This is a genomic window from Sphingomonas sp. CD22 (assembly GCF_034556155.1).
Classification (GTDB): Bacteria; Pseudomonadota; Alphaproteobacteria; order Sphingomonadales; family Sphingomonadaceae; genus Sphingomonas.
On record NZ_JAYDYX010000017.1, the window covers coordinates 1 to 19337 of the forward strand.

A 19337-nucleotide genomic window follows, 5' to 3' on the forward strand; every position below is an offset into this window, starting at 1 on the left:
TGGCCGGAATCTGTAGGACAGGGTGCCTTACGCCCACACTCGGACGTTCAGGCTGGCGATCCGGGTTCCTGACAACGGCCATTCGTAATGCGCGATCTTTCCCGTTTCTCCGTCTCCGACAGGCCATTTCGGGAAAGAGCAATCGGGAACAGGTTTTGGGGGCACCGTCAAACCAAATGCACTGGCTGGTGATCGAAATCGGGTAGGGCAGCGGCATGCCCCGCCCGCGCAAGCCCGCCAGCCCGTTTCGCTACTTCAACTCGTCACCTGAGGTGATCCGGTTGGTGGTTCTGATGTACGTGCGCTTCCCGTTGTCGCTACGGAACGTAGAGGACCTGCTGTTCGAGCGGGGGATCGACATCTGCCACGAGACAGTGCGCCTTTGGTGGAACAGGTTTGGACCACTCTTCGCCAGCGATATCCGCCAACAGCGGGTGAGCCGAATGCGTAGCTTTCGCCATTGGCGTTGGCATCTGGACGAGATGTACGTGAAGCTGAATGGCGAGATGGTCTACCTGTGGAGAGCGGTCAATCATGAAGGCGAGGTGCTGGAAAGCTACGTCACTAAATCCCGTGACAAGGCGGCAGCGCTGACCTTCATGAGGAAGGCGCTGAAGCGTCATGGTTCGCCAGATAAGATCACCACCGATGGTCTGCGCAGCTACGGCGCGGCGATGAATGAGCTGGGCTGCCGTGATCGTCAGGAGGTGGGTCGCTGGGCCAACAACCGGGTCGAGAACAGCCACCTGGCGTTCCGACGACGAGAGCGAGCGATGCTGAGGTTCCGGCAGATGAAGACGCTGCAGAAGTTCGCCTCTGTCCACGCCAACGTCCACAACCACTTTAGCCTGGAACGACACCTCATCGACAGACAGACCTATCGAAAGCGACGCTCCGCCGCACTGGCGGAGTGGCAGACGCTTGTCAGCTGAGGCTTGCCCTCAAAGACTACCTTCAACCTGCCGAGACGCGTCCGCATTAAACTGACAGCTCCCTCGGCGCTTCTCAGTGCACAGGAGATCGGCACGATCCTGCGTATGGAAGCGCGTACAATCATGATCCTCGTCAACAATGATGGCTACACCGTCGAGCGCGCTATTCACGGGGCAGAGCAGTCCTATAACGACATTGCGACCTGGAACTGGCAGCTTCTGCCCCAAGCACTGGGTGACGAGCGGCGCTCGCTATGTCTGCGCGCAGCGACCGGCGACGAGTTGGCTGCCAGGCTAAATGAAGCACGTGAGGCAGTGGGCATGGTGCTCCTCGAAGTCATCACACCGGTGCAAGACGTTCCGGGCCTCTTGGCCGCAATTACGCGAAGCGTGACCGGTGCAGCAGTCCACCGAGAAACTTGATATCGGTCAGCGCGCATCAGCTATCGGGCAGCTGCCGTCGGGACGCTTCGCCCTGCTGCCCGAGCTTATTAATCGCACGATCTGTCTTCCTCGTTAGCGGTCGCATGACAAAGGTGAACGAACGACCACTTATCAGAAGGCTGGACTTGCCTCTGCAAGTCCGGAACTGGGTCTCAGCGTAAGAGCTTCTGTTCGGAGACAATCCAATCTGTTTGTCTCATGAACGCTGCGAGTTGCTGCCCTGAGAGCCAAGCGGCTTCAATCCGCGGTCCGAGGAGCCAGTCGCCGCAGGCGCCAAGTTGGATATCCGAGTTCCAGATCGCACCTCGGTGCAGCGCGCCGACCTTCGCATACCGCCAGCGGTGAGCGCTGGTAGCGATGACGGCCGGCGACCCGACGCCAATGTGGTCCGCGAACGCTGCAAGAAGCGTACGTTCGACCATGTCCAAATCATCCTCGAGATGCGCACGCGACCATTCGGCACTGGCTTGCAGCACCCAGGCCTCCGGTCCGATCCGCCCTGGCTTGGCCGAGTTTCGAACAGCGGATCCGATGATGCCGATATCCGTAAGCCGATCGCAATCGATCGGCGTGGGGCCGTCGAACGCTGCCATGACCGTCCAGCACGGATCGGAAACTGCAGAACGGGCTGCATTGGCCAGTGCGACGTCGTGGGTGGCGACTAACGGCGCGACCTGTTCCGCCGGTACAGCGACGACCGCCGCATCGAACCGTTCGTCACCTATCCGCCATTCACCGTCGTGGGACAGGGTGTCGATGGCCGTATTCCAACGAACGTCGCAGTCGCTCGCCATCGCGCGGATGGGCGCGTTCATCGCCGGCGTCCCGACCCAAGCATTTGGGCCGGCGGGAGGCCAGCGCGCAACATGGCCCTCTTGCACCCAGTGATCGACCTGCGCCACAAAAGCAGGGTCGCGCGCCGTCAGATATTGCGCGCCGTGATCGAATGCAGCTTCACCCAGCGGCGTGTCGATGCGGCGGGTCGACATACGGCCGCCGGGACCGCGGCCCTTGTCAAACACGATGACATTGTGACCTTGGCGGCGGAGCGCTTGCGCGCAGGACAGGCCCGCCATTCCCGCCCCGATGATTCCGACTCGCATCAATACTCCCTTACCGGTGTGCGGCAAACGAACACGCAGTCGACCGGACAGCTTCAAACGCGGTGCCTGGTGATTGGAGCCGATCGGGGGCGGATTTCGTCTCAGACCGCCGGCTCCAGAATGACGTTTTAGCTTCGAACATCCCTGCCGCCGAAAACGACCTGGTTGCGCGCGGCAGGGGCGAACAGGCCGTAGAGAAACGGTAGGTTGTCACCGCTCACCTCATCGAGTGCGGTACGGTGATCCGGAGGCAGGTTGAGGCTGAGCGCGGCGACATTGTCGGTCACCTGCTCCGCCCGGCTCACGCCCATCAGCGTCGATGCGACGCCGGGCTGCCTGACCACCCAAGACAGCGCGACGCGCGCTGACGTCTCGCCCATCTCCGCAGCGACGCGCTTCAGTACGTCGAGGATCCGCCAGTTGCGCTCGGTGAACAGCGTGTCGCCGAACGGATTGTCGCCATCGAGCCGTTTGTCGTCGAGGGGCCGCGCCGTGTCGTCCTGCCGGGCCTGGTTGGGGACGCCGCCCGCACGCTTCGGACCCGCCTCGACGGTCGTACGGTCGTATTTGCCGGTGAGCAGGCCATAGGCGAGGGGGCTCCAAGGCACGAGACCCATGCCCGCCGATCGCGCGAGCGGCAGGTGCTCGGCTTCGACCCCACGATCGACCAGCGAATAAAAATACTGCAGCCCGATCGGTGCCGGATCGCCCTGTACCCGCGCTAGCGTCGTGAGTTGGGCGACGTACCAGGCCGGGGTGTTGGATATGCCCCAATAGCGAATTTTGCCCGCTGCGACGAGGGCGGCCATCGTCCGCAACAGTTCCTCGGCCGGCGTGACGCCGTCCCAGACGTGCACCCAGTACAGGTCGATGAAGTCCGTACGGAGTCGGCGGAGCGACCCTTCAACAGACGCCAAGATGTGACGCGCGCCATTGCCGCCAGCATGATAGCCCCGGCCGGTCGCAAACCCGGATTTCGTCGCGATGACCAGCCGATCCCGCGACGCCTGCGTGGCGACGAACGTGCCGACCATCTCTTCCGATCGCCCGCCTGCATAGACGTCGGCGGTATCAATGAAATTGCCGCCGAGATCGGTGTATCGATCGAACACTGCGCGGCTGCCGCTCTCGTCCAGCCCCCATCGCGGCGTGCCGAAGGTCATCGTGCCGAGCGCCAGCGGGCTGACGAGAAGGCCGGAGCGGCCGAGCGGGCGATAGGTATCGAGGTTCATGATAGCATCCTGCATTCTGTGGTCTCCAGATGGACGCAGGACGGCACCAGGATTAGGTCATCTGCGGCGCATGGGTTGCTGAAGGATGTTCAGGAATGGATCGTGATCTCTGGTCCGGTCTCGCGGTATTCGAAACGATCGTCGAGGCTGGCAGCTTCGCGCGGGCGGCGACGCGGCTTGGGCTGTCCGCCTCCGCTTTGAGCCATGCAATGCGATCACTTGAGACGAAACTGGGTGTTCGGTTGCTCGATCGTACCACCCGCTCGCTGGCGCCGACGCCCGCCGGCGAGGAACTACTGGCGCGGTTGCGGCCCGCGATCGCCTCGGTCGCGAGCGCGCTGGTTGACCTGGACAACGCCCGCGAACGGCCCGCGGGGCGTATCCGGGTCAGTGCGCACCGGGTTGCGGCCATCTACGCCATCCTGCCGCGGCTCGCCGAGTTTGCGCGCGCCTATCCCGACATCGCCGTCGAACTGGTGGTCGACGATGGCTTCGTCGACATCGTCGCCGACCGCTTCGATTGCGGCGTCCGACATGAGCAAACGCTGCAGGCCGACATGATATCAGTCCGGATCAGCGCGCCGGTGCCGCTCGTCTTCGTTGCCGCCCCGGCCTACCTCGCCGATCACCCGGCTCCCGTCGATCCCGACGACCTCTTCGCCCATCGTTGTCTGTGTTACCGATACACGTCCTCTGGCGTCGTACACCGCTGGGAATTCGAGCGGGATGGCCGGACGGTGGAAAGGACAGTCCGCGGCGACTTCATCACCAACGATATCGACGTTATGCGCGACGCCGCAGTGGCAGGGTTGGGGGTGGCTTGCCTGCCGTTACCACATGCCGCGCTGCAACTGGCCGACTGTACGCTGGTCGAAGTGCTGGCACGCTGGGCACCCACGCTGCCGCCCAACCACCTCTACTATCCCAGCCGACGTCAACCGACTGCCGCCTTCCAGGCCTTCGTGGCGGCAATGCGCGTGTAATCGCAAGCGGGCCTCGACAGGATCGAGGCCGGTTTTCATGTGCGACGCTGCGCGTGTCAGCTGAACGGATGGTCGAAGTTGGGATGCGCTCTGGCTGGACTGAATGGCCGGGTATGGGTCCAATAGTCTAGGCCGCTCGTGTGCCCTCGCTAGCGATACTCGGCTTCTGTGCCTTAACGTCACGCGAGGGCGCTAAGCCAAACAGCCGGGCGTACTCACGGCTGAATTGCGATGCGCTCTCGTAGCCGACGGCATAGCCTGCAGCGGCGACGTCTCGCCCTGCGACGATCAGCCGGCGGGCTTCCTGAAGTCGCAGGCTTTTCTGGTATTGCAACGGGCTCATCGCAGTGGCGGTACGAAAGTGGCGATGGAACGAGGCAGGGCTCATGCCTGCCGCCTCCGCCAAGGATTCGCTGCGGATCGGCTGATCGAACCGATCGCGGATCATCGCGATCGCGCGGCGCACCTGCGAGAGGCGGCTGTCCGCCCGTGCGATCTGGCGGACGATGGATCCCTGGGGGCCTTGCACCAGTCGGTACAGGATCTCGCGTTCGTATAGCGGCGCCAGCGCGGCGATATCTTGCGGCGTGTCCAATAGGCGAAGGAGCCGTAGCCACGCGTCGAGCAGATCGGCTGTGACCGGATTGACGGCGAAGGCTGGCTCGGCTGAGGGAAGCTCCGTTTCGACGTCCGTCAGCACCGACGCCAGTCGCTCGCTGTCGAGGTCGAGGCTGACCGCCAGATAGCGTTGATCCGGCAGATCCAGCTTGACGCAGCCCGAGGCTGGCAGTTCGACCGTGGCGATGAAGTAGCTGGCTGGGTCATAGCGGAGGCGGCGGTCGCCGATCGCAATCTCCTTGGCGCCGCTGACGATCAGCGCCGTCATCGGCTGGTAGACGCCTGCGACTGGCTGCGGCGCGGCGCCGTCCTTGTAGAGCGCCACGCGTGGCAGTGCACTGGGCTGGTAGCGACCGGCGGCATGCCGATCGACGATGGTGCACAGCCTGTCCAACATTTCGTCCATGCAGACAACGTGTGTCGGTCCGTCGCTCAAGACAAGGTGACTGATCGGATCAGGCAAGCTCTCGCGCGGATCACGCATGCCGCACGCCAGCGGCATCCCATCTCAAGGTCACCTTCTGGAGGAATGACTATGACGAACAAGCGAACGGCCCTGGTGACGGGAGCGAACAAGGGTATTGGACTGGAAATCGCGCGAGGGCTCGGCAGGCTCGACTACACCGTCTGGCTGGGCAGCCGCGACCAACGGCGTGGCGAAGCGGCGGCAGACATTCTGCGTGACGAAGGTCTCGACATCCGCTTGCTGACGATCGATGTCGCCGACGACGTCAGCGTCGGAGCGGCTGCCGAAGCGCTGGCGGGCGCGACGGAGAAGCTCGACGTGCTCGTCAACAATTCCGGCATATCGACGGGCTGGGTTGCGCCGAGCGACGACCGGATCTCGGATGTGCGGGCGATCTACGATGTGAACGTGTTTGGCGCGATCCGGGCGACACAGGCCTTTTTGCCTCTGCTGAAAGTCTCTGCCGCCCCGCGGATTGTCATGATGTCCAGCAGTCTGGGCTCACTGGCGTGGGCGTCGGACTTCGACGCGCCGATGGCGCACGAGGCGAACCTGCTCGGCTACAACAGCTCGAAATCCGCTCTGAACGCCGTGACGGTGGCTTTCGCCAAGGAACTGGCGCCGCTCGGCTTCAAAGTTAATGCCGCCTGTCCCGGCTACACGGCAACCGATCTTAATCAACACACCGGCCCTCGCACCGCGGAGCAGGGTGCCGCCATCGCTGTCCGCCTTGCCTCGCTGGCCGACGACGGCCCGACCGGCGGGTTCTACGATGATGCAGGCGTGGTCGCCTGGTAGCCACCGCGCACGCGGGCGCTTGTTCGTGCGAATGAACAAGCGCCCGCTTTTGGTTGATGCTCGGCACCGCTCAAATGACGGTTTCTGGGTCAAACAGATACACGATTTCGCCCCGCAGCCTTCGCTTGGTACAGCAAGGCATCGGCTTCGCTAACGGCGTCGTCGAACGGACGAGCATTAAGCGCGGCAACCCCAGCCGAGAAGGTAATCGCGCCCATCGGCTTATCAGTGGCTCGGAGGCGGACGTCACGCTCACTAAGATCGAGGCGCGCTTTGTCGACAATCATGGCAGCGTCCTTCGGAGACAGGCCGTTCAGCAAGATGATGAACTCCTCGCCGCCCCAGCGGGCGACGAGATGCGGGTGGCAGCTTTTCGCAAGCGAGGATGCGACGAGTTTCAGGACGCGGTCGCCAACGACATGGCCGTAGCGATCATTGATCGATTTGAAATGGTCTATGTCGCAAATGACCAACGATGAGTCTGCACGCGCTGGTAGAGCTCGGACCTCCACTTCGACACCGCGCCGGTTATGGAGGCCGGTCAAAGCATCCCGTGCTGCGTCACCCTTCGCGGTTTCGACCTCCCGCCGCAACGTCTCGATCTGTCGTGACGCTGAAGCGAGAGCAGCTTCGGATTCCCGCGATCGCTCAACCATGGATCGGACAATTGCAGTGATGTCAGCACCTTCGTCCAGCGCAGTAAGGCCGCTGCTAAGGTCGCGATTGAACTTTCCGGTGATCGCGGTTGCGCCTGCCGCGATTTCAGACAGCTGGAGTGTCTGATGACGGATCGCACTTTGCTGATCAGGCCCATCTGCGGATCCGGCGCGAACATGGTCAGCAGTGATCTGGTGCGCCCTCTTCTGGTCGAGGCGTTCACCACCGATCAAGATTAAATCGACCGCGCGAGCCGCCAGCGATTTGCGTTCGGTAAGATAGATATAGCCAAGCGAGTAGTTTGCTGGCGTCGGCTCGAGGCGTTGCTCGTGCAAAAACGAAAGCGTTCGCGCGCCGATGCCGTAATCTGTAGATGCAGCAGCAGGTTGCCCCCTCCCGCTATTTTTAGTCTCAAGCATCCGTGTCCTACCCACTGCACCAAAATGGGTTTATCGCAAACGGGTAAACGACGGGTTGCATCTTGCGGAGCAACCGCGTTCCAGCCGGTAGCCCATCCGTGCGGTCCTGTCCTACTATCCGGCGCGCGGCGTGACGTCGGGCGCGGCCCGGCGAGGTGGCGACCGTCCGACGGCCGAGCGGTTGGTGCTTGTGACTTGGCGGCGTCCGGGCCATCGATCGCGCCACGACAACGAGCGTGGCGAGAGGACGACAATGGATTGGCATCCGACGAGAAGGTCTTTGACGGCGGGACTGCTGGCCATCGGTGCATCGCCGCTTCTCCCAACGGGGGCGGGGGCCGCGCCCGCTCGCCCGGACGACGACGGCGCCGCCTATCTGCTCAGCTATTTCACCGATGCCGACGAAGGACGCGCAGGGTTGAAGCTCGCCGCCAGCGAAGACGGCTATGTGTTCACGCCACTCGGCAACGGCCGCGGTTTCCTCGTGCCGACGGTCGGGCCCGATCGCCTCATGCGTGATCCCTGCGTTGCACAGGGGCCGGACGGCCTGTGGCATCTGGTCTGGACCAGCGGCTGGTTCAACTCGACCATCGGCCATGCGACCTCGCCGGATCTGGTTCGGTGGTCAGCGCAGCAGGGGATCCCGGTGATGGAGGCATTTAAGGGCGTCCGGAACACCTGGGCGCCCGAGGTTATTTGGGATGCGCGCGCGCGTCATTGGGTGATCATGTGGTCGAGCAGCATCGCCGGCCGCTTCGGCGCGACGGCGGCGAAGGGCTTTGATGGGCTCAACAGCCGCCCCTACTTTACCACGACGCGCGACTTCCGCAGCTTCGCACCCACTCGTCTCCTGTTCGATCCCGGCTTCGATGCAATCGATTTCACCTGGGTCGATCTCGGCCACGGACGCCTGCAGCTCGTCTACAAGGACGAGACGCACGTGGCAGGGGAGACTCACCGCTGGCTGGTCAGCAGCACCGCTGCGTCGCCGACGGGCCCGTTCGGGCCGCCGTCACCGCACTTCACCACAACGATGACCGAAGGGCCGACGGGCGTCCGGATGGGGGAGGGCTATCTCGTCTACTATGACGTCTACGAGCAGAAGCATTTCGGCGGCGCCTTCACGAACGACTTCAACCACTGGACCGACATGACGGCCAAGGTTCGCTTCCCCGAAGGCGCGAGGCACGGGACCGTCAAGCGCGTCGATCCAAAGGTCATCCAAGCGATCCGGTCCGCCGGCTGATCAGGCGCCTCCATCCTGAATGCATGGATGAGCCCCCGGTAGGTGACCTGAACGGCCGTCCGCTTCTGGGTAGCGTCGAAGGCCGCTCAATGTCGCCTCATGGGTCTCCCTAGCCGGAAGTTGCCGGATGGCGCGTGCTCAAAGTCGGCGTTGTTTGCAAAATACTCGCTCCCAAAAGGTGGACGCCGATACATGTCAGACTCCACCATCCGGTGGGGTGAGCAACCGGATTGTAGCTTGCCCGCTTTCGACTACGCGTGTAGTCAATAGGCAGGTAACTGGAGACTGCCTGTGCGCAATGTTCCGACATTTTGGATGGTCTTGACGGTACTCCTCGGATCTCCTGCCGTGGCGGCGAAAGCCTCGCCCCCGACCTGCACCGCAATCCACATAGATATAGCCCCGTCTTTGGTAGGGTCGCATACGGGACGATTGCTGGTGTTCGCCGAACCGGCTGCCCCCGGTACCAACGCGTCTAAAGTTGATACTTCGGCCTTTGCTCCCACTCGAGCATACGTCGCCGGTCGCGAAGTCGCTGGCTTGGGAGCGGGCGAGACAGCATCCGTGGACTTGGAGACTGACACTTACCCGAATGCGTTCACGTCCATGCCTCCCGGTCGCTACAGATTTCAGGCGGTGCTCGATCGCAATCACAACTACAACTATCGTGGCCGCGGAGCGGGCGACTTCATCTCGCCAGTCGTCGAAGCCGACATGCCCAGTGCTTGCCCCCGACTTACGCTCAGCGACGAGCTGCCGCAGAAGACGCCCGAGCAGCTTCTTGCTCAGTTGCCACCGGACTTGCGCAAACGCTTGGGGGCCGGCCTTGCGGCAGTGCGGAAGGTGGAGTTCATCAGCCCTGCCTTGACCAAATTTTGGGGTCAGCCGATCAGCATCCAAGGTTATGTCGCCTTGCCGCCGGGCTATGGCCGCGATGCAGTGACCTACCCGACGGTGTTCAAGATCGGCGGCTTTGGCAGCTCCATGCTGAGTGCTAGCGCCGACGCCGCTTTCGCGCAGATTGGAATGGCATCGGGTAAGCTGCCCCCGATGATCTGGGTAGTGCTTGATGAAAGTAGCGCGACTGGAACGCACGAGTTCGCCGATTCCGTCAACAACGGTCCTTGGGGAACGGCGCTAACGGCCGAGTTCCTACCTTGGCTTGAAGGGCAGTACCGGATGGATGGCCGATCAGGGTCGCGATTCCTCACCGGCCATTCGTCAGGAGGATGGGCCGGATTATGGCTGCAGACGCGCTATCCGGCTACCTTTGGCGGCGTATGGGCGACTTCGCCTGACCCAAGCGACTTCCACGACTTCGGCAACGTGGATCTCTACGCTCCAAGTGCCAACTTTTACCGACGGGACGGCGCGGAAGTGCCAGCCTTCCGCGAGGGAGGTAAGGTTATCGCCACGAATGCGCAATTTGCGCGGTTGGAAACAGTTCTCGGAAGTTACGGCGGGCAGTTTGCCTCATTCGAGTGGGTGTTCTCGCCGCGCGGACAAGATGGACGCCCGATGCCGCTATTTGACCGCGTAACTGGTGCGATCGATCCCACAGTGGCAGCGTACTGGCGCTCAAACTACGACATTTCCAATCGGCTACCACGTGACTCGGCAACGCTGCGAAACGATTTGGACGGCAAGATCCACGTCGTAGTCGGCGGTTCTGACACCTTCTACCTTGATGCACCCGCGCGCCGCCTGAAAGCCGTGCTTGACCAATCAGGCGCCCGATCAAGTTTCACCTTCGTACCCGGCCGTGGGCACTTCGACCTTTATGCAAAAGGCAGCGACAGTGATGCGCTAACTGCCGACATCGCCTGGGAGATGTATGCTGTTGCCCGCCCAGGATCAGAGCAGTTCAAGAGAAAGCGGTAACGCTCCCGTTGCGTATACCGCTTGCCTTGAGCAATGACCCCTACCATTCATCGCCTCCAGAAGCTGCCGATCCGCTCCCTCCCATTCCTGCCGCCCAGTCATCCTGAGTGGTCGCTGCACGCCTGCCACTTCCGAGATGAACGAATGGCAGAAACTGGGAATGGAAGAAGCCGTTCTTGAATGGCCGATTGTGGTTCGTTGCGAATTGCTCTCTTTCAGGTTGCTCCGGCGTCGGATCGATGACAGTCTGACGTGAAAGAAGTGGGGAACGAAATGCTTGGTATATTGCTGCTCGCGATCCAGGTTGCTCCTGCGAGCTTCGACGCAGTTGTAGCGGCGCCAAATAGTCACCGCGTCCTGCTAGAGGATGAAAAGATTCGCGTATTGCGTGTCGAGGTGGCGCCCGGCGTGACCGAACCCGTTCATGATCACCGTTGGCCGAGCGTGATGTATTTCGAACAGCCGCAACCAATCACTTACATCACCTACAAGCTGATCAACGGAAAGCCGGTCGAAACGGAGCGCTTTGATGCGCCTGCTTTTGCTAAGTCGCAGACCGTAAGAGGCGACTCGGAAGGATTGCATGCCGTTAAAAACCGTGGATCAGCGCCGTTCGTCGCAATTCGTATCGAGTTTAAGAGCGGTACTGTGCCCAAGGCCGAGTAGGGCATCTCTGTAATGGCAGCTCAGTTCTGACAAACCCCACACAGCTACTACATCCCAACCCGGCGACCGATCGCTTCGCTGTCTGTAGCTGCCGCGCCTGTCAGATGAACGAATGACGGAAGTTGAGGTGTGCTCCAGCGAGGCTGAATGGCCGGTATTGGGTCCGCCCAGTCAGCGTATAAGTCGTTTCCATCCCAGCCAGATACCGCTTATCGACGTCAACACACCGGCGATGGAGAACAGCCAGATCAGACCATCCCAGGCCGGGCGATGCAGCGTCAGTGTGTTCAGATCCCATTTATGGAGGAGATCGAATACCCAGCGGTACGTCCGCTGCCGCTCATCGACCGTCCGAAGAACCTCTCCAGTAGCGGGATCGATATAGAGCCAAGTCTGTGCCGGATCGGCGAACCGCAGCTGCAAAACCGGCAGATGCGGGCGCGTTCCGACCGCATACCAATATGCATCGGGCGCCGTCAGGCGATCGACCGAGAGTAGCGGCGCAGCACTCTCCAGTTGGCGTGCGGCCCTCACGATCGCCACCTCTGTAGCTTGGGATGGCGCGAGTGTGACCGCATTCAACACTACTCGCCGCCCGTCGTGATAGGACAGCAGGACGAGGGGGGTTCCCGCATGGTCAGTCAACTGCGCTATCACCGCACCCTCGCCTGCTATGCGGAGCCGGTCGAGTGCTAGGTCCGGCATCGGATCAGATGCCTGATAGATCCGCATAGCCGCCTCGTCTGGCTTCGTCCCGCGAAACAGATGGCCGGGATCGACCGACAGCCATCCGCTGAAGATCCAGGCGATCAAGAATAGACCACCCACCAGCCCCGCGACATGATGCCAGAGCATCCAGCCGTTGTAGGGCGTCATTCGCCCACCTTTGAAGCGCCGTGCGCCGATGCGGGTCCGCAGTATGCCAATCCACATCCCCGCGACCGCCGCGGCGATGCAGGGACCAGACACCCACAGCACGACCTGACGCCAGGCCGTTTGATCCTGTCGTAGAACCGTCGGATAGAGCCAGTGCGGCACCGAGCCGAGCCAGTTCCAGAACCGCTCGCGACGGGTGGTCACTTGAACGACGGCGCCAGTATTCGAAGACACATAAGCCTCCGTGCCGGACGCGTCGGCAAGCGCAACCTTCCAAAGGGGACGGTGCCGATCGAAGCCGCCAGCAACCGTCCACTGATCCCGGGTCAGCCGTTCTACGTGCTGGGTCGGTGCGTTGCCAAAGCGGCCAGCGACCCGACCGGCATAAATAGCATCGACTGGTCGCAGGACGGTACCGCGACTGGCGGCAAGAGTGGTGTGCGTTCCATCCCACCCGGTCACGCGCCAAACAGGCGTGCCGTCGCGCATCTCGAGCAACAGTTCCTGCGGTAGCCGTCCGCCGTCTAGCGGGGGCGGCACGTTCACTGCTGCCCAGTCGATCGCCTCGCTCCCAGACAGCTTCTGCGCTGGCGAGAGGGAGGGATAGGGCACGTAGAGCATCACCAGCCCGGACAGAAACCACATGGCGAAGAACAGGCAACTGGCGATGCCGATCCAGCGATGAACGAGGTACAGCCAGCGCCGGGCAGTTTTACCAAGGGCCGGCCGCCTGAGGGCGTTAAAAGCTCGCACGAAGCGAGACGTCGACCGAGCGGGGACGGCCAAGGACCCACTGCTGGTTATTGTACGTGCTGAGCGCATAGTCCCGGTCGAACAGGTTATAGCCGTGGATATCGACCGCGAGGCGTGGTGTCACCGCAAAGGAAAGCGTGGCATCGACCGTGGTGTAGCTGGGGACGCGGAAGCTATTGGCGTTGTCCGAATAACGACGTCCGACGTAGCGCAGCCCGGCGCGCGCCTGGAGCGAGCGCGTTGCGTTCCAACGCAGCCAGAGATTGGCAAGCGTCTCGGGGACGTCTGGCGGGGTATTGCCGTCGAAGCTCGAGCCGCCAGAGACGAAGTCGTCGAACGTCGCGTTGAGCACGCTGCCGTTTGCATCGATCTCGACGCCGTAAGGCAGATCGAGCGATACCGCGGCCTCGATACCCTTGGCCGATCGCTGGCCTACCTGCTCGACCGGGCTCGTCGGGGTCAGCTGCGCCAGCAGGCGCTTCTTGACGATGCGATAGGCGGCGAGGGTGGCGGTGCCGCGACCGTCGAGGAACACCGCCTTGGCGCCGACCTCGACCTGGTCGCCCACCGCGTTGCTGAACTGCACCTGCCCGGTCGAATAGGTCGTCAGCGTCCCCAGCGGGTCCACGCCGGTGGCATATTGCGCATAGAGCGACACCGTCGGGATCGGCTGATAAACGCTCCCCACCCGCCAGGTCAGATTGTGCAGCCGCTTGTCGAGCGCGAAGGTCTCGGTACTGACGCCGCCCGGATAGTCGATCGACCAGCGGCGGATCGTGTCACGCTCGTAGCGCACGCCACCGACGATCGAGACGTGCGTGCCGAGCTTCAGCCGGTCCTCGGCAAAGACCGCATATTCGGTCGTGCGCGTGCGATAGCGCGGTGCGATGCCCTGTGTGTCGATGATCAGACCGGGATCGAACGCGAAGGGATCGACCTCCGAGACCTGCGGGTCAGACCCGAAATTGTGCGAATAGGTCAGTTTGATGAGGTTGACGTCGAAGCCCATCACAAGGTCGTTGCTGACGCCATCGGCGATGCCCGTTTTGAGCGTCACGCTGCCCTGATCGCCCCACTGCGTCTGGTCGTGGACGATGCCGGTCATGTCGGTGCGCAGGATAAGACCGGGTGTGCCGGTGTTGCCGCTGCCGTTGGAACAGACGCCGTCCGCGGCGATCCAGCAATAGGTTTCGAGATTGAGCCAGGAGCGTTTGGAAGTGAGGCGATAGGCCTGGTTGCTGACGGTGACCATGTCGTTCGGCGTCCAGTCGACCTGCAGGCTGGTGCGGTTGTCGCGGTAGCGGATGAAGCCGTCGCGCGTGTTGTAGTTGCGTTCCCGGATGCGGTCGTCGAGCCGTCCGCCGATCAGCGGCGAACCGAAATAGCGCATCGGCTTCTGGTCGCCATAATCGTCGCGCGCGGTGACGACGAGCGTGTCGGTCGGTGCCCAGCGCAGCGTCCCGGAGACGGCATGGCTGCGCGACTGGCCACGATCGACATAGCCGTCGGACCGGCGATAGCTGCCATCGATGCGATAGGAGATGCGCTCGGTGATCGGCCCGCCTGCGCCCGCCGCGACATGGAAGCTGTCCTGCGAACCATAGCCGATCTCGCTCTCCACGTGCGTCCGCTGCGTATCGGGTTTGCGCATCAGGACATTGACCGCGCCGCCCAGCGCGCCTTGGCCGTAAAGCACCGAGGCCGGACCGCTCAGGATGTCGATCCGCTCGACCATCCACGGATCGGTCGGAAAGGTGATCGTGCCGGCAGCCGGGAACAGCCTGATGCCGTCGATGAGTTGGAGCACGGATCCCTGACCGCTGAAGCCCCGCGCGGCGAGCGCGGTGCCACCGTTGCCGGGGTTGCCGGCGTTGCTGATGCCCGGCGCACGGCTTGTCGCGTCGATCACCGATAGGTCTCCACGTGCGCGGATCGTGGTGCCATCGATGACCGAGATCGTCGCGGGCGTCTCGAGCGGCGTGAGGCCCAGGCGGCTGCCGGTCGCGTTCGGCGTGGTGAGCGTGTCGCGCGCCTGCTGGCCGACGACCAGAATGTCCTCATTGTCGGAGGCAGGCAAAGACTGCGCATTGAGCGGTGCTGCGACAACAGGTGACAGCAAAGCGCCCGCAAACGCGAGGCGAGAAGACAGGAACGGCATTACGGTAATCCCCGGGGCGTCGAGCGAACCCGGCAGGGACCTCCCGCGAACGGCCGACATCCGCGCCAGCCGGACGCCATCGCGACCGGCACGCATGCCTGTGCGGTCCCCACCGCACACGTCGTCGCTCGACGGAGTACCGTGCCGCGGCCACCCCCTGGGCCAGGCAAGAGCGACCAGACGCCGGCAGGTCTCCTGGCTCACGGGTCATCACACGATGCACGGCCTTCCCAGGCCTTTATGACGTAACGTCCGGCCCAGTGGCTGCCCCTCCCTGTGAAGGAAAAAGCGATATGCATCGCGCTCGCCGCTTACAGTTGCAGGGACAGCCTCGGCTTCAGGTGGCGAACCACCCTCACCGCGTTCCCTATTAAGCCCCTCTCGGGGCACCGACGCGATCACGCCGACCGTCTCCAGCGGAGCAGGTCAGCGGGGACGGTGTATCCTGACGAAGACGATCCGGCAATTGGTCGACGCGACGATCGCAAAAGTCCAAACGGAGTGTCGGTGCCCATTAACGAATGTCGGAAGTTGGGAAGCGAAAGATGCGTCGAGAACGACCGGAATTGGGTCGTCAAAGCCAACCATTCAGCCGTGCAATTCGTCCTGCCTCGATCCTATTCGACGCGCCGAGCTTCGCGGCACCCTCCGAAAGGTAGTTGCGCACCGTTCCCGGCGAGAGGGAAAGCCGGATCGCGATCTCCTTGTTCGACAGCCCTTCGTCGGCGAGCCGCAGGGTGTCGCGCTCGCGCTGGGTCAGCGGATCGGCGCCACTGTCCCAGGCTGCTGCGGCAAGGTCGGGCGGCACTACAATGCCGCCGCGCGCCACCTCCCGGATCGCGTCGGCGAGCTGCTCGACCGGACTGTCCTTGAGAAGGTAGCCGCGCACCCCCGCCGCGCGGGCGCGCGCCAAGTAGCCGGGTCGTGCGAACGTAGTCACAATAACGGTTCGCGTCGTTACCCCCGCCTCGAACAGCAGCCGGGCCGCGTCGATGCCGGTCATCTCCGGCATCTCGATGTCGGTGAGCAGGATGTCGGGCGACAGCGCCCGCACGCATTCCACCGCTGCGACGCCGTTGGCTGCTCGACCCACCACCGTCATGTCGGGTTCGAGGTCCAGCAGCGCTGCGATCGCGCCCAGCACCAGCGCCTGATCCTCGGCGACGACGATCCTGATCTTCCCGGCGTGGCTCACGCCGGCACCGTCGCGATCAGCCGCGTCCCGGGCGCGTCCGCCACGATGCTGAGCGAGCCGCCGGCCGCGGTCAGGCGCTGGCGCATGCCGGCGAGCCCAAGCCCTTCGCGGAAGCTGCGGCCGATCCCGTCGTCGGTGACGACGAGGCGGGCAAGCCGCCCATCCAGCGCCAGTTCGATCGCGCAGGCACTGGCCTCGGCATGGCGGATCACGTTGGTCACCGCCTCGCGCAGCGTCATTGCCAGCACCGCGCCGGCATCGCCGGGGATTGCGGCTTCGCCCCCCGTCAGGTGCGCATCAATGCCTGCTGCCCCCAACGCCTCGCGCGAGGCGGCGATTTCGTAGATCAGCGAGCTGCCGTTCTGCCCGGCCAGCGCGGCGCGGACCTCAGCCAGGCCTGCGCGCGCAACCTCGGCGACGGCGCGCATCTCGGCTTGCGCCCGAACCGGATCACGCGCCGCTAGCTTCGCGGCCAGATCGGCCTTGAGCGCCGCCAGCGTCAGCGTGCGGCCGACGACATCGTGCAGATCGCGGGTGATCCGCTCGCGCTCGGCGGTGCCGGCGAGGCGCCGCACCTCCTCCTGGCTGGCCAGCAGCGCTCGCGTTCGCGCGTAAAAGGCGGTGCGGGAGATCGTCGCGCCGCCGGTAGCGACCACGATCATCACCCCGGTCAGCCACCAGAACGGCGGCTGGTGCCAGGCCATGCCGGTGGCAATCGTGACGCCCGCGACCAGCGCGATGGCGATTATCGCTCGGCGTGGCGGCGATACCCGGCCGGCCTCGGAGGCGGCGTAGATCGGGAATACCGTCCAGCCGCCGCCGACCGGCGCGAGCACCACACCGATGAGTAGCATGACGGCAGCGGCCACGAGCAGACGGTTGCCCGACAGCCGGTGGCTGATGAAGTAGGTCGGCAGGAAGACCGCAAAGCCCGCCACCGAAGCGGCCAGCTGCCAGGCCGTCGGCCACGCCCACAACCACGGCACCGCGTAGAAGACGAGGTAGATCAGCCACGGCCACGGCCCGTCCCACCAGCGCTCCGCCTTGGTCTGCATTGCGCCTTGGTCGCGCGTTGTCGTGTGCGTCGTCAAGCCGGGCTCCGTCGCCAGCCGGTCCAGGCCCAAATCGCCGCGACGACCGTCATCCCGGCCACGATTGCGCCATGCAACCAGACGCTGCCGATGACCGGCATGCCTACTACGCCCAGCGCGAGCTGGCCGAGGTGGTAGGAGGGCACCGCCTCGCCGACAGCCTGCATCCAGCCGGGCAGCATCGTCGAGGGAATCCACAGCCCGCCCAGTACCGCCGAGCCGAGAAACAGCGCATTGGCGGCGGCGACGGCGCCCTTGCCGCTCATCCTCATGCCGAGGCCGAAGCCGATCAACGCGAACGGCACGGTGGAGGCGAGATGCAGTGCGACGAGCAAGATCCACTGCGTCGACGACAGCGCAGCGCCCGCGATGATCGCCAGCAGATAGATCAGCGACAGGGCCGCGCCCGTCGCTGCGATGGCGGCGGTCAGCTTCGCTGCGAGATAGGCGCCGGCCGGTAGGGGTGAGATGCGCTTCAGCTCGATCAATCCCTGTTCGCGCTCCATCGCAACGCCCGCGCCGAAGCCGAACAGCGCGGGCCCGATCGCCGCGAACACGCCATAGCCGGCCAATGTCGCCACGGCCTGCGTCGGCGAGACGTGCTTGGAAATCGCGAGGGTGAACAGGCCGTAGAAAGCGGCGGGGGTCAGGACGGTCGGCACCAGGAACTGCGGCAGCCGCCACGACCGCTTCAATTCAGCCGCGCACTCGCGGCGCCAGATGCCGGCAGGCAAGGCGAGGTGGGTCATGCGGCGATCCTTTCGTCACGGGAGAGCAAACTGGCGATTGCGTCCTCCAGCGCGGCATCATGCACGCGTAGGTCGGAGAGGCTCGCGTCTGCGTCGAGCAACCGGCGCACGGTCGCGGCGGCGTCTGTCGTGACGAGCCTCAGTTCGGCCCCGTCGCTTGTCGCCTGCCGTACGCCGGGGAGTGCCGCCGCACGCGTCGTCGTAATGGCGCTGCGGCACCGGACCACGGCGCCGCCTGCCAGCGCGCGAATTGCCGCCGGCGTGTCGTCGGCGACGATGCGGCCGGCGTCCATCACCACCACGCGGTCGGCGAGCGCGTCCGCCTCGGCGAGGTCATGGGTCGTCATCAGCACCGCCGCGCCGTCCGCCGCCGCGTCGCGTACTGTCGACCACAGCGCGCGCGCCGACGCGCGGTCCATCGCTGCGGTCGGCTCGTCAAGGACGAGGAGGTCCGGGCGGCCGCAGACCGCGAGCGCATATTGCACCCGCCGCGCTTGCCCACCCGACAGAGTGCCGCAACGGCGGAGGGCAAGGTCCTCCAGCCCGGCGAGGGCCAGCGTCTCGCCCAACGGGCGCGGGTCGCGGTAGTAGCCCGACTGCAGCGTCACCAACTCCGCGACGGTCATCACGTCAGGTAACCCTGCCGCCTGCAGCATGACACCAAGGCGCGCTCGCGCTGCCGGCCGGTCGGGCTTGAGCCCATACAGCGCCACCTCGCCCGCATCGGGCTGCAGTCGTCCGATCAACAGACTGACGGTGGTCGACTTGCCCGCTCCGTTCGGGCCGAGCAACGCAGTCACTTCGCCGACGTTGATCGAGAGGCTTAGCTCACGCAACACCGGCTTGCCGCCGAGGCTTTTCGACACTTCCGTCAGCGACGCTGCGGCCGCTAAATCCTGTTTCATCTGCACACTCCTGATCGATTGCGCAGACTATGACCTTCGATAATGCGGAACGGCAGTGGCGAGCGTCATGCTGGCGAGGTGACAAATGTCAGGGGTGACGGCGCCGAGGTAAGCTGAATGAACGGCAGATGATGGGGCGTGCCGTAGCCGCGTCGAATGACCGGA

The 19337-nt window shown here is 64.0% G+C and carries 17 protein-coding genes and 1 riboswitch; of the genes, 7 read left to right on the forward strand and 10 right to left on the reverse strand.

Annotation, left to right across the window (positions count from 1 at the left end):
* Positions 1–215: 215 nt before the first annotated feature.
* A complete protein-coding gene (locus tag SFC76_RS19330; protein ID WP_322851049.1) occupies positions 216–932 on the forward strand; it encodes an IS6 family transposase in 717 nt (238 codons plus the stop codon).
* 123 nt (positions 933–1055) lie between these two features.
* Positions 1056–1355: a hypothetical protein gene (locus tag SFC76_RS19335; RefSeq protein ID WP_322851050.1), complete on the forward strand. Its 300-nt coding sequence runs from the start codon at positions 1056–1058 to the stop codon at positions 1353–1355.
* 173 nt (positions 1356–1528) lie between these two features.
* Here the strand turns inward: SFC76_RS19335 and SFC76_RS19340 are convergent, their stop codons facing one another.
* Together SFC76_RS19340 and SFC76_RS19345 are read right to left on the reverse strand one after the other, a co-directional pair.
* Positions 1529–2479 (reverse strand): NAD(P)/FAD-dependent oxidoreductase, encoded by a 951-nt coding sequence (locus SFC76_RS19340; protein WP_322851051.1) that lies wholly within the window; start codon positions 2477–2479, stop codon positions 1529–1531.
* A 128-nt stretch (positions 2480–2607) separates the two neighbouring features.
* On the reverse strand, positions 2608–3711 hold the full coding sequence (locus SFC76_RS19345; protein WP_322851052.1) for an aldo/keto reductase: 1104 nt from the start codon (positions 3709–3711) through the stop codon (positions 2608–2610).
* A 95-nt stretch (positions 3712–3806) separates the two neighbouring features.
* On the opposite strand from SFC76_RS19345, the gene SFC76_RS19350 reads away from it, so the two are divergent.
* Positions 3807–4694: a LysR family transcriptional regulator gene (locus tag SFC76_RS19350; protein ID WP_322851053.1), complete on the forward strand. Its 888-nt coding sequence runs from the start codon at positions 3807–3809 to the stop codon at positions 4692–4694.
* Positions 4695–4821: 127 nt separating this feature from the next.
* On the opposite strand, the gene SFC76_RS19355 is transcribed toward SFC76_RS19350, so the two are convergent.
* The gene (locus SFC76_RS19355; protein ID WP_322851054.1) at positions 4822–5718 is read right to left on the reverse strand and encodes an AraC family transcriptional regulator; all 897 of its coding nucleotides are present in this window, start codon (positions 5716–5718) and stop codon (positions 4822–4824) included.
* 129 nt (positions 5719–5847) lie between these two features.
* Between SFC76_RS19355 and SFC76_RS19360 the strand changes: the two genes are divergently transcribed.
* Positions 5848–6576, forward strand: a complete 729-nt coding sequence (locus tag SFC76_RS19360; protein ID WP_322851055.1) for an SDR family oxidoreductase — start codon at positions 5848–5850, stop codon at positions 6574–6576.
* 89 nt (positions 6577–6665) lie between these two features.
* Here the strand turns inward: SFC76_RS19360 and SFC76_RS19365 are convergent, their stop codons facing one another.
* The gene (locus SFC76_RS19365; protein ID WP_322851056.1) at positions 6666–7652 is read right to left on the reverse strand and encodes a GGDEF domain-containing protein; all 987 of its coding nucleotides are present in this window, start codon (positions 7650–7652) and stop codon (positions 6666–6668) included.
* Between the two features lie 253 nt (positions 7653–7905).
* Here SFC76_RS19365 and SFC76_RS19370 point away from each other — a divergent pair, with 253 nt between their 5' ends.
* From SFC76_RS19370 to SFC76_RS19380, 3 genes are all read left to right on the forward strand, one after another.
* Entirely contained in the window at positions 7906–8898 is a 993-nt protein-coding gene (locus tag SFC76_RS19370; protein WP_322851057.1) for a glycoside hydrolase family 43 protein, read from the forward strand.
* 636 nt (positions 8899–9534) lie between these two features.
* Positions 9535–10779: an alpha/beta hydrolase-fold protein gene (locus tag SFC76_RS19375; RefSeq protein WP_322851058.1), complete on the forward strand. Its 1245-nt coding sequence runs from the start codon at positions 9535–9537 to the stop codon at positions 10777–10779.
* Between the two features lie 285 nt (positions 10780–11064).
* Positions 11065–11445, forward strand: coding sequence for a hypothetical protein (locus SFC76_RS19380; RefSeq protein WP_322851059.1), 381 nt, complete (start codon positions 11065–11067; stop codon positions 11443–11445).
* A gap of 171 nt (positions 11446–11616) precedes the next feature.
* Here SFC76_RS19380 and SFC76_RS19385 read toward each other — a convergent pair whose 3' ends face one another.
* The 6 genes from SFC76_RS19385 to SFC76_RS19410 form a co-directional block, all read right to left on the reverse strand.
* The gene (locus SFC76_RS19385; protein ID WP_322851060.1) at positions 11617–13074 is read right to left on the reverse strand and encodes a PepSY domain-containing protein; all 1458 of its coding nucleotides are present in this window, start codon (positions 13072–13074) and stop codon (positions 11617–11619) included.
* Positions 13061–15151 (reverse strand): TonB-dependent receptor, encoded by a 2091-nt coding sequence (locus SFC76_RS19390; RefSeq protein WP_322851061.1) that lies wholly within the window; start codon positions 15149–15151, stop codon positions 13061–13063. Before SFC76_RS19390 ends, SFC76_RS19385 begins: the two co-directional genes overlap by 14 nt.
* A 248-nt stretch (positions 15152–15399) precedes the next feature.
* Positions 15400–15641, reverse strand: a riboswitch (cobalamin riboswitch).
* 165 nt (positions 15642–15806) lie between these two features.
* Positions 15807–16427 carry a response regulator transcription factor gene (locus SFC76_RS19395; protein WP_322851062.1) on the reverse strand — a complete coding sequence of 207 codons (621 nt, stop codon included), beginning with the start codon at positions 16425–16427 and terminating at the stop codon, positions 15807–15809.
* Positions 16424–17518 carry a sensor histidine kinase gene (locus tag SFC76_RS19400; RefSeq protein ID WP_322851063.1) on the reverse strand — a complete coding sequence of 365 codons (1095 nt, stop codon included), beginning with the start codon at positions 17516–17518 and terminating at the stop codon, positions 16424–16426. Before SFC76_RS19400 ends, SFC76_RS19395 begins: the two co-directional genes overlap by 4 nt.
* Positions 17515–18267: an ABC transporter permease gene (locus tag SFC76_RS19405; protein WP_322851064.1), complete on the reverse strand. Its 753-nt coding sequence runs from the start codon at positions 18265–18267 to the stop codon at positions 17515–17517. Before SFC76_RS19405 ends, SFC76_RS19400 begins: the two co-directional genes overlap by 4 nt.
* Entirely contained in the window at positions 18264–19172 is a 909-nt protein-coding gene (locus tag SFC76_RS19410; protein ID WP_322851065.1) for an ABC transporter ATP-binding protein, read from the reverse strand. The genes SFC76_RS19405 and SFC76_RS19410 overlap by 4 nt, the downstream gene beginning before the upstream one ends.
* Between the last annotated feature and the right edge of the window lie 165 nt (positions 19173–19337).

Bases quoted from the DNA above. Each gene is read 5' to 3' on its own strand.
- SFC76_RS19330 (WP_322851049.1), top strand. From the start codon at position 216: ATGCCCCGCCCGCGCAAGCCCGCCAGCCCGTTTCGCTACTTCAACTCG.
- SFC76_RS19335 (WP_322851050.1), top strand. From the start codon at position 1,056: ATGATCCTCGTCAACAATGATGGCTACACCGTCGAGCGCGCTATTCAC.
- SFC76_RS19340 (WP_322851051.1), bottom strand. From the start codon at position 2,479: ATGCGAGTCGGAATCATCGGGGCGGGAATGGCGGGCCTGTCCTGCGCG.
- SFC76_RS19345 (WP_322851052.1), bottom strand. From the start codon at position 3,711: ATGAACCTCGATACCTATCGCCCGCTCGGCCGCTCCGGCCTTCTCGTC.
- SFC76_RS19350 (WP_322851053.1), top strand. From the start codon at position 3,807: ATGGATCGTGATCTCTGGTCCGGTCTCGCGGTATTCGAAACGATCGTC.
- SFC76_RS19355 (WP_322851054.1), bottom strand. From the start codon at position 5,718: ATGGACGAAATGTTGGACAGGCTGTGCACCATCGTCGATCGGCATGCC.
- SFC76_RS19360 (WP_322851055.1), top strand. From the start codon at position 5,848: ATGACGAACAAGCGAACGGCCCTGGTGACGGGAGCGAACAAGGGTATT.
- SFC76_RS19365 (WP_322851056.1), bottom strand. From the start codon at position 7,652: ATGCTTGAGACTAAAAATAGCGGGAGGGGGCAACCTGCTGCTGCATCT.
- SFC76_RS19370 (WP_322851057.1), top strand. From the start codon at position 7,906: ATGGATTGGCATCCGACGAGAAGGTCTTTGACGGCGGGACTGCTGGCC.
- SFC76_RS19405 (WP_322851064.1), bottom strand. From the start codon at position 18,267: ATGACCCACCTCGCCTTGCCTGCCGGCATCTGGCGCCGCGAGTGCGCG.
- SFC76_RS19410 (WP_322851065.1), bottom strand. From the start codon at position 19,172: ATGAAACAGGATTTAGCGGCCGCAGCGTCGCTGACGGAAGTGTCGAAA.